Below are 14,253 nucleotides of genomic sequence, written 5' to 3' on the forward strand. Positions count from 1 at the left end.
TATAACATCTGACGATCCCCAGCGGATGTCAGCAACGGCGGAATCGCGATGGCCAGGTTCACGATTGATCGACGGCGACTCCTGTCAGGATTCGTGCTGTTCGCAGGGTTCGCTGTGTTGCTGGCAGGCCGGCCGGCGTGGGCGTTCGACCCCGGATCCGGCGACATCCCCGAGCCGCCCAACGTCACCGCGCCGGCGCAGCCGCCTGCGCATGGCATGGTCGTCGCGCAGGAACGGATCGCGGCGCAGGTCGGCCAGCGCGTCCTCGCGCTCGGCGGCAATGCGGTCGATGCCGCCGTCGCCACCGGCTTTGCGATGGCGGTCACCTACCCGGTCGCCGGCAATATCGGCGGCGGCGGCTTCATGGTGATTCACCTTGCCAAGAGCAACGAGGACGTCGCGATCGACTATCGCGAGACCGGCCCTGCCGCGATGACGCGCGACATCTTCCTCGGCGCCGACGGCAAGCCTGATATCAGCAAGTCGCGCGACTCGGCGCTCTCGATCGGTGTGCCCGGCTCGGTCGCCGGCCTCGCGCTGGCGCTGGACAAATACGGCTCGGGCAAGTTCAGCCTGGCGCAGCTGCTGCATCCCGCGATCGTGCTGGCGCGCGACGGCATCCCGGTCGCCGACGACGTGGCGTTCACGCTGCCGATGATGGCGCCGCGGCTGGCGAAATGGCCTTCCTCTGCCGCGATCTTCATGCGGCCGGACGGCACGGCGCTGAAGGAGAGCGACCGGCTGGTGCAGCGCGACCTCGCCGCGACGCTGACCGTTGTCGCCGATCAAGGGCCGCGCGGATTCTACGAAGGCCCGGTCGCCGAGCGGCTCGTCAAGGCGATCCAGGCTGCGGGCGGCATCATGACGGCGGCCGACCTGAAATCCTATCAGCCGGTGCTGCGGAGCCCTGTGCGCGGCACCTATCGCGGCTACGACATCGTCTCGATGCCGCTGCCATCCTCGGGCGGAACCGTTCTGGTCGAGATGCTGAACATCCTCGAAGGCTTTCAGCTGGCCGATCTCAAGCAGGGCTCGCCGGCCTCGCTGCACCTGCTGATCGAGGCGATGAAGCGCGCCTATGCCGACCGCGCCCGCTATCTCGGCGATCCCGCCTTCGTCGACGCCCCCGTCCGGGCGATGCTGGAGAAGGACTACGCCGCGCGCCAGCGCGAGGGCATCGATTCCGCGCGCTCCACCAGTGCCGGTGACGTCCTCAACATCAAGCCGCTGCGCGAGGGCAGCAACACCACGCATTTCTCAGTCGTCGACAATGACGGCAACGCCGTCAGCAACACCTACACGCTGAACTTCCCCTATGGCGTCGGCCTGGTCGCCGAAGGCACCGGCGTGCTGCTGAACAACGAGCTCGACGATTTCACCGCGGCGCCCGGCGCGTCCAACGCCTTCGGCCTGGTGGGTTTCGAGGCCAATCTGCCGGGCCCCGGTAAGCGGCCGCTGTCGTCGATGTCGCCGACCATCGTGCTGAAGGACGGCAAGCCGGTGCTGGTGACGGGCTCGCCGGGCGGCAGCCGGATCATCTCGACCGTGCTGCAGGTGATCGTGAACGTGCTCGACTATCACATGGATGTCCGCGACGCGGTCAGCGCTCCGCGCCTGCACCATCAATGGATGCCCGACGAGGTGCGGGTCGAGAAAGGTTTTGCCGACAATGTCCTCGCCGATCTGCGGGCGCGAGGTCACAAGATCGAGGAGCCGATGGGACGCACCTCGGCCAATTCGATCCTGGTGACGGCGGATGGCCTGGTCGGCGCCCCCGACCCGCGCAGCAAGGGATCGACCGCGGCGGGACGCTGAGGCGTCCGCCGCCCGATCCGCTCCTGACTGCCAGGATGACGATTTGCCGCCGCCCGGCGTGCGCGTTCCGCCATGTCGCTCCGTTGGCGAGGTGCTGAAGCCGCGTTAGAAGTGATCAGAGGGAGCCGCGTGGCTGGCCCGCAAGACGATTTCAGGCGTTCTGGTGAACTTGCGAAGATTATTTGTCGGCCTCCTGGTGTTTGCCGGTCTGCTGGTTGCGGGCTGGCTCACCTATCGGCCCGACCGGGCCTTGCGCGCGGCGACCACCGCCGTGGCCGAGATGATCTGCGCCAAGACCTTCGTCTCCGGCCTCGAGCCGCAAGCGGTGTTCGCGGAGACGATGGAACGTCCAGGGCTGCGCCGCCTGCGCGCCGTGATGCGCTACCGCGTCGAAACCGACACGCGCATGGTGGAAGCCTCGCTGCTCGGTCTTCACGCCACCCGGGCGACGTTCCATGACGGGCTCGGCTGCGTGGCCCTTCAGGGCCAGAAGCCGCCTTACGTGCCGCATAGCGACATTGCCGCGTTGCGTGCGGTTGGACCTGCGCCGGCCTTGCCCGACTTTCCCGACGGCGCCCCCGTGGAGCCCGGTGACGCCACGCTCAGAGCGGCGCTCGATCACGCGTTCGAGGAGCCGGCCGCTCCGCCGTTCCGGCGCACCAAGGCCGTCGTCATCGTCAAGGACGGACGCCTGATCGCGGAACGCTATGCGCCCAACATCGGCGTCGACACGCCGCTGATCGGCTTCTCGATGACCAAGAGCGTCACCAATGCCCTGCTCGGCATCCTGACGCGGCAAGGCAGGATCAGCCCGTCGAATCCGGCCCCGGTGGCGGAATGGCGCGAGGCGGGAGATCCACGCCACGACATCACGATCGAGCAGCTGATGCGCATGACGTCGGGCCTGGCGCTGGACGAGACCAATTCGGGCTTCGACGCGTCGAGCCAGATGGACATCCATCGCGACATGGCGGCCTTCGCGGTGCATGCGCCGCTGCTGGCTCCGCCCGGGCAGCGCTGGGCCTATTCCAGCGCGACCACGCAGATCCTGGCGCGCATCATCCGCGACGCCGCCGGCGGGTCGGAGCAGGCCATCGAGCTCGCATGGCGCGAGTTGTTCAACCCGCTCGGCATGCGCAGCGCGACGTTGCAATATGACGGCACCGGCACGATGCAGGGCCACGCCAACATGCTGGCGAGCGCGCGCGACTGGGCCAAATTCGGGCTGCTCTATCTCGGTGACGGCGTCGTCGGCGGCACGCGCATCCTGCCCGAAGGCTGGGTGGCGATGTCGGCGACCGCGACGCTCGACACCGACTATGGCGCGGGCCTGTGGACCAACCGCAGCCAGCATGTGCACGCACTGGGCCGTGCGCGCGCCGGCATCCCGGCGGATGCGTTCTTCGCCTTCGGCCTGCTCGGCCAGCGGCTCGTCATCATGCCGAGCCAGCGCATGGTGGTGGTCCGGCTCGGTGATTCCGTCGACCCGGACGGCGACATCAAGGGCGTCGCGCGGCTGGTGCGCGAGGTGATCGCGGCGACAGGATCGCCGGCGACCGCCGCCAAGTAGCGCTCAGCGACCGACCTCGTACGGCCCGCCCTTCTCCAGCGCGATCTTGTAGGCCGGCCGCGACTCGATGCGCGCGAGCCAGTCCATCGCGCGCGGATGGCCCTGCTCGAGGCCGCCACGGGCAGCTGCGGCCTGCAGCGGGAAGCTCATCTGGATGTCAGCGGCGGTGAACTCGTTGCCGGCAAACCAGTCGCTCTTCTGCAGCTCACTCTCCCAGAACGCCATGTGCTGCTTGAGCTGCGGATTGACCAGGGACGTCAGCGCCTGGTTCGACACCTTGCGCACGATCGGCCGCAGCAGCGCCGGCGCCCGCTTCGGCATGATGTTGAACAGCAGCTTGAGCAGCAGCAGCGGCATTGCCGAGCCCTCGGCGTAGTGCAGCCAGTAGGAATAGCGCAGCCGCTCCGGCGTCTTCGGCGGCGGGATCATGCGGCCATTGCCGTAGGTCTCGATCAGATATTCGACGATGGCACCGGATTCCGCGACCGTGTTGCCGTTGTCGGTGATGACCGGTGACTTCCCGAGCGGATGGATGGCACGCAGTTCCTTCGGCGCGCGCATGTCGGGCTGGCGCTCGTAGCGAATGATCTCGTAGGGCACGCCAAGCTCTTCGAGCAGCCAGAGCACGCGTTGCGAGCGGGAATTGTTGAGGTGGTGAACGGTGAGCATGAAGTCCCCGGAAGGCGGATCAGGTGGCGGGCGCTGTTCCGTAGCAGGACGGAACGGGTTCGGCGAGGTAAGGAAATGCCTTCTGAGGAGTGATAAATTTACCCGGATAATATTGACAACGATTTTTATCCGGAGTTTATGAGCCGCAAAAAGTTGGGGCAGATGGACATGGATACCTACACCGCTTTCGCAGGCCATGATCGAATCGCAGCAGGAACGCTGCCGAAGGTCGCACTGGCGCTCAAGCACGCGCCGGCGAGCCCGGCCCCGGTCGTGATCTTCAGCGACCGCACCGGGCGGCCGATTGACCTCGATCTGCGCGGCAGCGACCGGGAGATCTTGGCCAGGCTTGCTGGAAGCCCTGCGACAACAGCGGAGCCCGCGCCCAGTGAGCCGCGTGGCCGTGGCCGCCCCCGGCTCGGCGTCGTCGCGCGCGAGGTGACGCTGCTGCCGGAGCATTGGGAGTGGCTCGGCGCGCAGCCCGGTGGCGCTTCGGTCGCGCTGCGCAAGCTGGTCCATGAGGCCCGCCGCGCCAGTGGCGACAAGGACCGCGTCCGCGAGGCGCGCGATGCCGCCTATCATTTCATGTCGACGATGGGCGGCAATCTGCGAAACTTCGAGGAGGCGGCACGGGCGCTGTTCGCCGGCGATCTCGAACGCGTCACGGCTTTGATCGTAGACTGGCCCGCCGACATCCGCGACCATGTGATGGCGCTCGCTGTTCGCCGCCGCGCCGACTGATCTGTCCTGTTTCGATGAGCTGGCGGGAGAGCCATTCCGATGCGCTCCCGTCCCATCCCTTTCAACACGCGCCGCCATCTCGATCCGAGAGCGGCGAACGGAATCCTGCCGTGTCGACTCCCGCTCCGCTTCGCAAGCCGTTCCTGATATTTCTCGCGCCGATGATGCTCAGCAACATCCTGCAGTCGCTGTTCGGCACCATCAACAACGTCTATCTCGGCCAGATGATCGGCGTCGAGGCGCTCGCCGCCGTCTCGGTGTTCTTCCCGGCGATGTTCTTCTTCATCTCCTTCGTGATGGGTCTCGGCTCCGGCGCAAGCGTGCTGATCGGACAGGCCTGGGGCGCCAAGGAGCCGGCGAAGGTGAAGGCGATCGCCGGCACGACACTGACCATCACCCTGCTGCTCGCCGGCCTGATCGCGCTCGGCGGACTGTTCAGCCGCGAATTGCTCAGCGCGCTCGCCACGCCGCCCAACATCCTCGACGCGGCCGCAGGCTACGCCCGCATCATGATGCTGACGATGCCGCTGACCTTCGCCTACATCCTGCTGTCGTCGCAGATGCGCGCCGTCGGCGACACCGTGACGCCGCTCGCCGCGCTTGCCGCGTCGACCTCGCTCGGCCTGGTGCTGACGCCGGCGCTGATCCGCGGCTGGCTCGGCATGCCGCGCCTCGGCGTCGCCAGCGCCGCATGGGCCTCCGCGATCTCCACCCTGATCACCCTGACGCTGCTTCACATCTATTTGCGGCGGCGCAGGCATCCGCTGGCCATCGATGCGGCGTTCGTCAGGGGCATGCGGCCCGATCCAAAGCTGCTGCGCATCGTGCTGCGGCTCGGCATTCCCGCCGCCATCGGCATGATCGTGATGTCGCTGGCCGAGATGGTGCTGGTCGGGCTGGTCAACGGCTTCGGCTCGGACGCCACCGCGGCCTATGGCGCGGTCAACCAGGTGCTCGGCTATGTGCAATTCCCGGCGTTGTCGATCGCGATCTCGGTCTCGATCTTCGGCGCCCAGGCGATCGGCCGCGGCACGCCGCAGCAGATCGGCCGCATCGTGCGCACCGGCATCGAGATGAACGTGCTGCTGACCGGCGGCCTGGTTACGATCGGCTATCTGTTCTCGCGCACCTTGATGGGGTTCTTCATCACCGATCCCGCGGTGATCGAGGTCGCGCAGCGCTCGCTGCACATCGTGCTGTGGAGCTCGGTGCTGTTCGGCATGTCGACCACGTTCTCGGCGGCGATGCGTGCCTCCGGCACGGTGTGGATGCCGCTGGCGATCTCGGCGTTCTGCATCGCCTTGATCGAGGTGCCCGCGGCGACCTGGCTCAGCCGCAGCATCGGGCTAGACGGCGTCTGGCTGGCGTATCCGATCACGTTCGCCGCCATGGCGCTGCTGCAAATGAGCTTCTATCTACTGGTCTGGCGCAAGCGCACGGTGCAACGAATGATCTGAGGCGTCGCGCGCTTCATGCCGCCCGCCGCAATATGATGATCATCATAAAACTCTGGACGCAGCCGCGACGCTGGACCACAATACGACAAACCGCCGAGGAGACCGCCATGAGCCGACCCGCACCAGAGTTCCTGTTCGACTTCGGCAGTCCGAACGCGTTCCTCAGCCATGAGGCGATCCCGGCGATCGTCCAGCGCATCGGCGTCCAGTTCACCTATGTGCCGGTGCTGCTCGGCGGCATCTTCAAGGCGACCAACAACAAGTCGCCGGCCGAGTCGCTCGCCGGCATCAAGAACAAGCGCGAGTTTCACGAGGTCGAGACGCAGCGCTTTCTCAAGCGCTTCCAGGTGCAGCCCTGGGTCTGGAACCCGAACTTCCCGGTCAACACGCTGAACCTGATGCGCGCGGCAATCGCTGCCCAGCTCGAGGGCGTGTTCGAGCAATATGTCGACGCGGCCTTCCACCACATGTGGCGGGAGCCGAAGAAGATGGATGATCCGGAGATTGCGGTCGCTGCGATCACTTCGTCGGGGCTCGACGGCGCAAAACTGTTCGCCCGCGCCCAGGAGCCCGAGGTGAAGGCCAAGCTGGTCGAGAATACGCAGCGCGCCGTCGAGCGCGGCGCGTTCGGCTCGCCGACCTTCTTCGTCGGCAACGAGATGTTCTTTGGCAAGGAGCAACTGCGCGACGTCGAGGACTACATCCTCGGAAGATGATCTCAGTCATCGCGAGCGCAACGAAGCGATCCAGGGCCACGCAAAGACTCTGGATTGCGTCGCTTCCCTCGCAATGACGACGAGTGAGAATGGAGACAAAGCATGCAACAGCGCAACGCCACCGTCGCCGTCATCGGTGCCGGCGACTTCATCGGCGCCGAGATCGTCAAGAAGTTCGCCTCCGAAGGCTTCACGGTGTTTGCCGGCCGTCGCAACGGCGACAAGCTCGCACCGCTGGTGGCGGAGGTCGAGGCGGCCGGCGGCCGGATCGTGGCGCGCTCGCTGGATGCGCGCAAGGAGGACGAGACCACCGCCTTCCTCAACGAGGCCGACAAGCACGCACCGCTCGAGGTCGTGATCTTCAACGTCGGCGCCAACGTCAATTTCCCGATCCTGGAGACCACCGACCGTGTGTTCCGCAAGGTCTGGGAGATGGCCTGCTGGGCCGGCTTCGTCACCGGGCGCGAGGCCGCCCGGCTGATGCTGCCACGCGGCGGCGGCAAGATCTTCTTCACCGGCGCGACGGCATCGTTGCGCGGCGGCTCCGGCTTTGCGGCGTTCGCCTCCGCCAAGTTCGGCTTGCGCGCCGTGGCGCAGTCGATGGCGCGCGAGCTGATGCCGCAGAACATCCACGTCGCCCATCTGATCATCGATTCCGGCGTCGACACCGCCTGGGTGCGCGAGCGCCGCGCCCAGCTCTGGGGCAAGGAGGCGCTGGACAACCCCGACCTCTTGATGCCGCCCGCCTCGGTCGCCGGGGCGTATTGGCAGCTCTACCAGCAGCCGAAGAGCGCCTGGACGTTCGAGATGGAGATCCGGCCGTTCGGCGAAAAATGGTGAGGGTGCGAATGGCGAATAGGGAATAGCGAATAGGGGGCGCAGATAGGGAATGGTCGCCATACCCATTCGCTACTCGCCATTCGCTATTCGCTTCTGCATGATGCACCTCGCTAACAGAGGGACCTACCTATGCGCATTCTCGTCGTCGGCGCCGGCGCCATCGGCGGTTATTTCGGCGGCCGCCTGCTGCAGTCCGGCGCCGATGTCACCTTCCTGGTTCGCCCGCGGCGCGCGGCGGAGCTGGCCAGCGCCGGCCTCGTGATCCGCAGCCCCGGTGGCGACGTCACGCTGCCCAATCCGCCGACCGTGCAGGCCGAGGGCCTGAAGCAGCACTTCGACCTCGTGCTGCTGAGCTGCAAGGCCTACGATTTGGATGACGCGATCAACTCGTTCGCGCCGGCGGTTGAGCCTCACACCGCGATCATGCCGCTGCTCAACGGCATGAAGCATCTCGACATCCTCGATGCCAGGTTCGGACGCGAACGCGTGCTCGGCGGTCTCTGCGCCATCGCCGCGACCCTGAACGAGCAGCGCGAGGTGGTGCATCTGCAGCCGATGCAGTCGCTCGGCTTCGGCGAGCGCGACGGCGGAACATCCGACCGCGTCCGAGCGATCTTCGAGATCTTCCAGCGCGGCAATTTCAACGCCGCCGCCAGCGACCACGTCATGCAGGACATGTGGGAGAAGTGGGTGTTCCTGTCCTCGCTCGCCGCGTCCACGACGTTGATGCGCGCGCCGGTCGGCGTGATCCTGAGTGCGCCGGGCGGCAAGGATTTCCTGCTCGGCATGCTCGACGAGTGCAGCGCCACCGCCGCGGCCGCCGGCTACGCGCCGGCCGGCGCGTTCTTCCAGCGCGTCTCCGGCATGCTGACTGCCGAGGGATCACCGATGACCGCCTCGATGTTCCGCGATCTCCGCGCCGGCCTGCCGGTCGAAGCCGATCACGTCATCGGCGACCTCGTCGCCCGCGCCGACGCCGCCAAGGTCCCAGTGCCGCGGCTGCGCATCGCCTACACGCAGCTGAAGGTGTACGAGGCGCAAAGGGGCAAATAGACGTAGTGAGGCGAGGTGACGCCACATACTCCGCTGTCGTCCCGGCCTTGAGCCGGGACCCATACTCCGCAGCGGTCGTGATGCAGGCAACTGCCAGCGAAGTCCCTCGATAGATTCCGCGGTATGGGTCCCGGCTCAAGGCCGGGACGACAGCGGTGGATGTGGGCCGCACCATCCCACCACCTTTCACTACAAGTGCGCCAGATAATGCGCGAGTGCGGTGATCTCCTCGGCGCTCAGCGGGTAGGCCACATCCGTCATCGCGGCCTGGCTGCCGCCGACGCGCTGGCCGCTCTTGTAGTCGTGAAGCGCCTTGACGAGATATTCCTCGCGCTGGCCGGCGACGCGGGCCACGCCCTTGGTGCCGGCATAGCTGTCGAGATGGCATGACGCGCAGCGCCGTCCAGCGGCGGCTTCGGCGCCCTTCTTCGACAGTTCGGGATTGTCATCCTGCGGCGGCTTGGCCGGCTGCAGCGAGGCGAAATAGGCGCCGAGGTTGCGGATGTCCTCGTTGTTCAATTGCTCGATGATCGGCTTCATCGCCTCGTTCTTGCGCGTGCCGGCGCGGAAGAACACCAGCTGCCACTGGATGAACTGATCCTGCTGGCCGGCGAGCGAGGGGATGTTCTCGGTCTGCGAGATGCCGTTCTCGCCGTGACAGCCGATGCAGAGCTCCGCCTTCGCCTTGCCGGCTGCGATATCGGCCGCGTCAGCCGGACAGCTCAACAGTGCGAGCGCGAGCAGACCGGCAACTCCATGACGCATGTCTCATCCTCCCCGTATCACCGCGGCCGCACCACGGCGATGCCGTCTCGCGCGTCCGCAAATGGGAACAACGCGCTGCGTTCAAAATAGTTGGGGCTGCGGCCGCCAGAATGGCAGCGCGCAGCCCCGATGGTCGAAGGCTCACTTCTTCTCGTAGCTGATGCGATAGATCGCACCGGCCCAGTCGTCCGCCACCAGGATCGAGCCGTCCTTGGCGAGGATGATGTCATCGGGACGGCCGAGGTAGCCCTGGTCGCCCTCGATGAAGCCGGAAGCGAACACCTCCTGCTTGGCATCCTTGCCGTCGGGGCCGACAATGACGCGCATGATCCGCGCGCCCTGGTACTTGTGGCGGTTCCAGGAGCCGTGCTCGGCGATCAGGATGTTGTTCTTGTACTCGGCGGGGAACTGGTCGCCGGTGTAGAACTTCATGCCGAGCGGCGCGACGTGGGCGCCGAGGTTCAGCACCGGGGGCGTGAACTCGGAGCACTTGTGGCCCATCGCGAATTTCGGATCCGGCATGTCACCCTGGTGACAATAGGGATAGCCGAAATGCTCGCCCATCTTCGAGATCATGTTGAGCTTGTCGCTCGGCAGATCGTCGCTGACCCAGTCGCGCGCGTTCTCGGTGAACCAGTATTTGCCGGTGCGCGGATCGACGTCGCCGCCGACGCTGTTGCGCACGCCGAGCGCATAGATCTCGGCATTGCCGGTGCGCGGATCGACGCGGCGGATCTGCGACACCGAGGTCGGCGGGATGCCGATGTTGAAGGGCGGGCCGAACGGCAGATAGAACCAGCCCTCCTTGTCGACCGCGATGTACTTCCAGCCATGCGCGGCATAGGACGGCATGTCGTCATACACCACCTTGCCCTGGCCGAGATTGTCGACATTGGCCTCGGCATTCTCATATTTGATCAGCTTGTCGACCGCGATGACGTAGAGATTGCCGTCCTGGAAGGCGAGGCCGGTCGGCATGTTCAGGCCCTTGAGGACCGTCTTGACCTCGCGCTTGCCGCCCTTGTCGGTGATCGCATAGACGTTGCCGAGCCCGAATGAGCCGACGAACAGCGTGCCCTTGTCGCCCCACGCCATCTGCCGCGCGGCGAGCACGCCCGACGCCCAGACTTCCATCTTGAAGCCGTCCGGCAACTTCACCTGCTTGATGATCTTGGCGAGCTCGGCGTCGGATGCGCCGGTCGGCGGACCCGAGGGCGGCGCCAGTCCCTTCTGCGCCTCGGTTTCGTCGCCGAGGAACCAGTCGTCCGGCGGATGCGTCCAGAACTCCTTGGTGCCGGACTCGTATTTCTTCAAGCCCTTGCCCTGGTCGGGCTGCTGCTGCGCGCCGGCAATGCTGGTGCCGGCGAGAAGACTGATTGTTGCAAGCGCAAGAATGCTTCGGTGGAAAGCCGATGTCATCGCTTCACTCCCATGAGCAGCTCGTGTGGCTGCGTCTTACTTATCGGAACGTGTTGGAACGTTCTTGGTCGCCACGTCAGTAGTCGACTCGAAAATGGTAGCACATCCCGCGCAAGTGAGAAGCGCATTGCGAAGGCAACGCGCGATCGGGATGCGCCGCTCGACTCGATCTCATGCAGAGCACGATGCGAATGACGCGCGCGCCTTCTTCCGCCGCACGGCAGATCTTGCCGTCATGCGCCGTATTCATACGACCTCATCGACGGTTGATCTGGCGCGCGCGGGAACAGCCGCTAGGATTGGAACTCGTTCGCGGAGAGCCGTGACGGTTCACCGCGCGACAACACGTCGTGCCGACGGGGATCGTGGATGTCCGAGCATTCTTCTCTGCCCACGCCGAAAGCCGGTGCTGGCGTTGTCGAGCTGCTGCGGCAATTCGAGGCAGACCCGGCAGCAGCGGCGTCGTATGGTGAAGAGTGTCTGAAGAGAACGCGTGCGATCGAGCCGCAGCTCAAGGCATTCGAATTCTTGCCGCGCGACGTGACCGCGAAGCGCGGTCCGCTCGGTGGAGTTCCCGTCGCCATCAAGGACATCATCGCGACGTCGGACATGCCGACCACCAACGGCTCGGCGATCTACCGCGACCATGTCCCCGACGCGGACGCCTGGGTGGTCGCGCGGCTGCGCGATCTCGGTGCGACGATCTTCGGCAAGACGGTCTCGACCGAGTTCGCCTGGCGTCGTCCAGGTCCGACGGTGAACCCATGGAACCCGGCGCACACGCCGGGCGGCTCGTCGTCCGGTTCGGCTGCGGCCGTCGCCGCCGGGCTCGTGCCGCTGGCGCTGGGCACGCAGACGCTGGGCTCGGTGATCCGGCCCGCCGCCTTCAACGGCGTCGTCGGTTTCAAGCCGAGTTTCGGCGCGATCCCGCGCACAGGCGTGCATCCGCTCAGCCCCTCGCTCGACCATGTCGGCTTCTTCGCCCGCCGCGTCGACGATGTGGCACTTGCATTGTCGTTGCTGGCAGGCACCAGCGCCGACGATCGTCACGGCCAACCGCTGCCGGCGTTCACGCTCGACATCGCGCAGGGGCTCGCGCCTCTCGCCAAGCCGCGGCTCGCCGTGGTGCGCTTCGCCAAATGGCAGCGCGTCGAGGCCGAGCAGAAGGCGGTGTTCGAAGCGGTCATCGACAAGCTGCGCGCGAATGGCGCGATGGTCGATGAGATCGCGCTGACGGATCTCGACGCGGTCCATTGGGATGCGATCACCACGATCATGCTCAGCGAGGCGACGACGATCTTTTCCGATCTGATCGCGCGCTACCCCGATCGCGTCAGCGACGTCATGAAGACGCATGTCGAGAGCGGGCGAACCAAGACCGCGATGGAATATCTGACCGCGAAGGCGGCGCAGGCGGCGCAGCAGAAGGCGCTGGACGCGGACCTCGACGGCTTCGACGCCGTGCTCACCCTGCCCGCGTTCGGCGAGGCACCGCGCGGCCTCGCCTGGACCGGCGACGCCGAATATTGCGCACCCTGGACCTTCGTCGGGGCGCCCGCGGTCGCGCTGCCGGCGGGGTTCGGCAAGAACGGCCTGCCGCTGGGCGTGCAGATCGCGGGCCCCTATCGCAACGACGTGCGGGCTCTCCGGGTCGCAAAATGGGTCGAGGCCAGCCTGGCGTTCGATCCCGGCCTGCCGCCGCTCGCCCGCCTCTAGTGCGCAAAGCCTGCCGATGCGCCGCAGGCATCCCCTGCGACAAAGCCCAGTGGCGGCTTTCGCGCCCGCGCTGTAAAACCATCATATGACAGTCACAGACATCGCGAGCAGAACCTACAATCACGGTTGGCGCCTTGATCCGATCGTGCGCAGCCTGCTCGACACCGATTTCTACAAGCTTCTGATGCTGCAGATGATTCGGGAGTTCTATCCGGATCAGAAGGTGACCTTCTCGGTCATCAACCGCACCAAGCGGGTGCGGCTTGGCGATGTCATCGACGAGGGCGAGCTGCGTGCGCAGCTCGATCACGCCCGCACCATCCGCTTCACCAAGAAGGAGCTGATCTGGCTGGCGGGTAATACCTTCTACGGCAAGACCCACATGTTCTCGCCGGACTTCCTCGCCTGGCTCGGCAGTTTCCGGCTGCCCGAATACGAGCTGCGCAAATCGGACGGCCAGTACGAGCTGCATTTCCATGGGCCGTGGACCCACACCACGATGTGGGAGATCCCGGCGCTGGCGATCGTCAACGAGCTGCGCTCGCGCCAGGCCATGAAGGGACAGGGCCGGTTCGCGCTGGACGTGCTGTTCGCCCGCGCCAAGGCCAAGCTGTGGGCCAAGGTGGAGCGGCTGCGCAAGCTCGAGGGCCTGCGGCTGTCCGATTTCGGCACCCGCCGCCGCCACGGCTTCCTGTGGCAGCGCTGGTGCGTCGAGGCCGTCAAGGAAGGCCTGGGCTCATCCTTCACCGGCACCTCGAACGTGCTGCTGGCGATGGACAACGATCTCGAAGCCATCGGCACCAACGCCCACGAGCTGCCGATGGTCGCGGCCGCGCTCGCCAAGGACGACGACGAGCTGCGCTTCGCGCCGTACCGGATTCTCGACCAGTGGCGGCAGACCTATGCCGGCAACCTCCTGATCGCGCTGCCCGACGCCTTCGGCACCAAGGCCTTCCTGCGCGATGCGCCGGACTGGGTCGCCGACTGGACCGGCTTCCGCCCCGACAGCGCGCCGCCGATCGAGGCCGGCGAGGAGATCATCGCCTGGTGGAAGTCGAAGGGCCGCGATCCCAAGCAGAAGCTCCTGGTGTTCTCCGATGCGATGGACGTCAAATCGATCGAGCGCATCCACCATCGCTTCTCCGACCAGGTACGGCTGTCGTTCGGCTGGGGCACCAACCTCACCAACGACTTCGTCGGCTGTTCGCCGGATGGCTCGGTCGACCTCGATCCGATCTCGCTGGTCTGCAAGGTGACCTCGGTCGACGGCCGCCCCGCGGTCAAGCTGTCCGACAATCCGGAGAAGGCGACCGGCGACCCCGCCGAGATCGCCCGCTACCTGCGCGTGTTCGGTGATGCCGGGCGCGTTCGCATGCCGGTGTTCGTCTGACAAATTGATATTCCTGACGTCGCCCATGATTCTTGTTCCGGCTTTGTTCGGCTTGCGGTAAAATCAGCCCGCAAACACGGCAACCGGGTGGCAGGAGATCAT

At 66.2% G+C, this 14,253-nt stretch carries 12 protein-coding genes; 9 read left to right on the plus strand and 3 right to left on the minus strand.

What is annotated here, in order from left to right:
* Nucleotides 1-48 precede the first annotated feature (48 nt).
* Both ggt and ACQR07_RS30370 read left to right on the plus strand, forming a co-directional pair.
* On the plus strand, nt 49-1,815 hold the full coding sequence (gene ggt, locus ACQR07_RS30365; protein ID WP_434905746.1) for a gamma-glutamyltransferase: 1,767 nt from the start codon (nt 49-51) through the stop codon (nt 1,813-1,815).
* Between the two features lie 163 nt (nt 1,816-1,978).
* Nucleotides 1,979-3,385, plus strand: a complete 1,407-nt coding sequence (locus tag ACQR07_RS30370) for a serine hydrolase domain-containing protein (RefSeq protein WP_434905747.1) — start codon at nt 1,979-1,981, stop codon at nt 3,383-3,385.
* Nucleotides 3,386-3,388: 3 nt separating this feature from the next.
* Here the strand turns inward: ACQR07_RS30370 and ACQR07_RS30375 are convergent, their stop codons facing one another.
* Nucleotides 3,389-4,054, minus strand: coding sequence for a glutathione S-transferase family protein (locus ACQR07_RS30375; RefSeq protein WP_434905748.1), 666 nt, complete (start codon nt 4,052-4,054; stop codon nt 3,389-3,391).
* Nucleotides 4,055-4,222: 168 nt separating this feature from the next.
* Here ACQR07_RS30375 and ACQR07_RS30380 point away from each other — a divergent pair, with 168 nt between their 5' ends.
* The 5 genes from ACQR07_RS30380 (at nt 4,223) to panE (ending at nt 8,861) form a co-directional block, all read left to right on the plus strand.
* Complete coding sequence (locus ACQR07_RS30380) at nt 4,223-4,795, plus strand: DUF2239 family protein (RefSeq protein ID WP_434905749.1); 573 nt, start codon at nt 4,223-4,225, stop codon at nt 4,793-4,795.
* A 110-nt stretch (nt 4,796-4,905) separates the two neighbouring features.
* Nucleotides 4,906-6,252 carry an MATE family efflux transporter gene (locus tag ACQR07_RS30385; protein ID WP_434905750.1) on the plus strand — a complete coding sequence of 449 codons (1,347 nt, stop codon included), beginning with the start codon at nt 4,906-4,908 and terminating at the stop codon, nt 6,250-6,252.
* Between the two features lie 107 nt (nt 6,253-6,359).
* Nucleotides 6,360-6,968, plus strand: a complete 609-nt coding sequence (locus tag ACQR07_RS30390) for a 2-hydroxychromene-2-carboxylate isomerase (RefSeq protein ID WP_434905751.1) — start codon at nt 6,360-6,362, stop codon at nt 6,966-6,968.
* A gap of 102 nt (nt 6,969-7,070) precedes the next feature.
* A complete protein-coding gene (locus ACQR07_RS30395) occupies nt 7,071-7,808 on the plus strand; it encodes an SDR family oxidoreductase (RefSeq protein ID WP_434866510.1) in 738 nt (245 codons plus the stop codon).
* 129 nt (nt 7,809-7,937) lie between these two features.
* A complete protein-coding gene (panE, locus tag ACQR07_RS30400) occupies nt 7,938-8,861 on the plus strand; it encodes a 2-dehydropantoate 2-reductase (protein WP_434905752.1) in 924 nt (307 codons plus the stop codon).
* 189 nt (nt 8,862-9,050) lie between these two features.
* On the opposite strand, the gene ACQR07_RS30405 is transcribed toward panE, so the two are convergent.
* Both ACQR07_RS30405 and ACQR07_RS30410 read right to left on the minus strand, forming a co-directional pair.
* The gene (locus tag ACQR07_RS30405; protein ID WP_434905753.1) at nt 9,051-9,626 is read right to left on the minus strand and encodes a c-type cytochrome; all 576 of its coding nucleotides are present in this window, start codon (nt 9,624-9,626) and stop codon (nt 9,051-9,053) included.
* A gap of 141 nt (nt 9,627-9,767) precedes the next feature.
* The gene (locus ACQR07_RS30410) at nt 9,768-11,045 is read right to left on the minus strand and encodes a PQQ-dependent sugar dehydrogenase (protein ID WP_434905754.1); all 1,278 of its coding nucleotides are present in this window, start codon (nt 11,043-11,045) and stop codon (nt 9,768-9,770) included.
* 369 nt (nt 11,046-11,414) lie between these two features.
* Between ACQR07_RS30410 and ACQR07_RS30415 the strand changes: the two genes are divergently transcribed.
* The gene (locus ACQR07_RS30415; protein WP_434905755.1) at nt 11,415-12,761 is read left to right on the plus strand and encodes an amidase; all 1,347 of its coding nucleotides are present in this window, start codon (nt 11,415-11,417) and stop codon (nt 12,759-12,761) included.
* 85 nt (nt 12,762-12,846) lie between these two features.
* A complete protein-coding gene (pncB, locus tag ACQR07_RS30420; RefSeq protein WP_434905756.1) occupies nt 12,847-14,151 on the plus strand; it encodes a nicotinate phosphoribosyltransferase in 1,305 nt (434 codons plus the stop codon).
* Nucleotides 14,152-14,253 lie beyond the last annotated feature (102 nt).

It is taken from the genome of Bradyrhizobium sp. HKCCYLS20291 (assembly GCF_051167715.1).
Classification (GTDB): Bacteria; Pseudomonadota; Alphaproteobacteria; order Rhizobiales; family Xanthobacteraceae; genus Bradyrhizobium.

Coding starts and splice junctions, on each gene's coding strand:
- ACQR07_RS30410 (WP_434905754.1), bottom strand. CDS start 11,045: ATGACATCGGCTTTCCACCGAAGCATTCTTGCGCTTGCAACAATCAGT.
- ACQR07_RS30380 (WP_434905749.1), top strand. CDS start 4,223: ATGGATACCTACACCGCTTTCGCAGGCCATGATCGAATCGCAGCAGGA.
- ggt (WP_434905746.1), top strand. CDS start 49: ATGGCCAGGTTCACGATTGATCGACGGCGACTCCTGTCAGGATTCGTG.
- ACQR07_RS30395 (WP_434866510.1), top strand. CDS start 7,071: ATGCAACAGCGCAACGCCACCGTCGCCGTCATCGGTGCCGGCGACTTC.
- panE (WP_434905752.1), top strand. CDS start 7,938: ATGCGCATTCTCGTCGTCGGCGCCGGCGCCATCGGCGGTTATTTCGGC.
- pncB (WP_434905756.1), top strand. CDS start 12,847: ATGACAGTCACAGACATCGCGAGCAGAACCTACAATCACGGTTGGCGC.
- ACQR07_RS30390 (WP_434905751.1), top strand. CDS start 6,360: ATGAGCCGACCCGCACCAGAGTTCCTGTTCGACTTCGGCAGTCCGAAC.
- ACQR07_RS30375 (WP_434905748.1), bottom strand. CDS start 4,054: ATGCTCACCGTTCACCACCTCAACAATTCCCGCTCGCAACGCGTGCTC.
- ACQR07_RS30415 (WP_434905755.1), top strand. CDS start 11,415: ATGTCCGAGCATTCTTCTCTGCCCACGCCGAAAGCCGGTGCTGGCGTT.
- ACQR07_RS30405 (WP_434905753.1), bottom strand. CDS start 9,626: ATGCGTCATGGAGTTGCCGGTCTGCTCGCGCTCGCACTGTTGAGCTGT.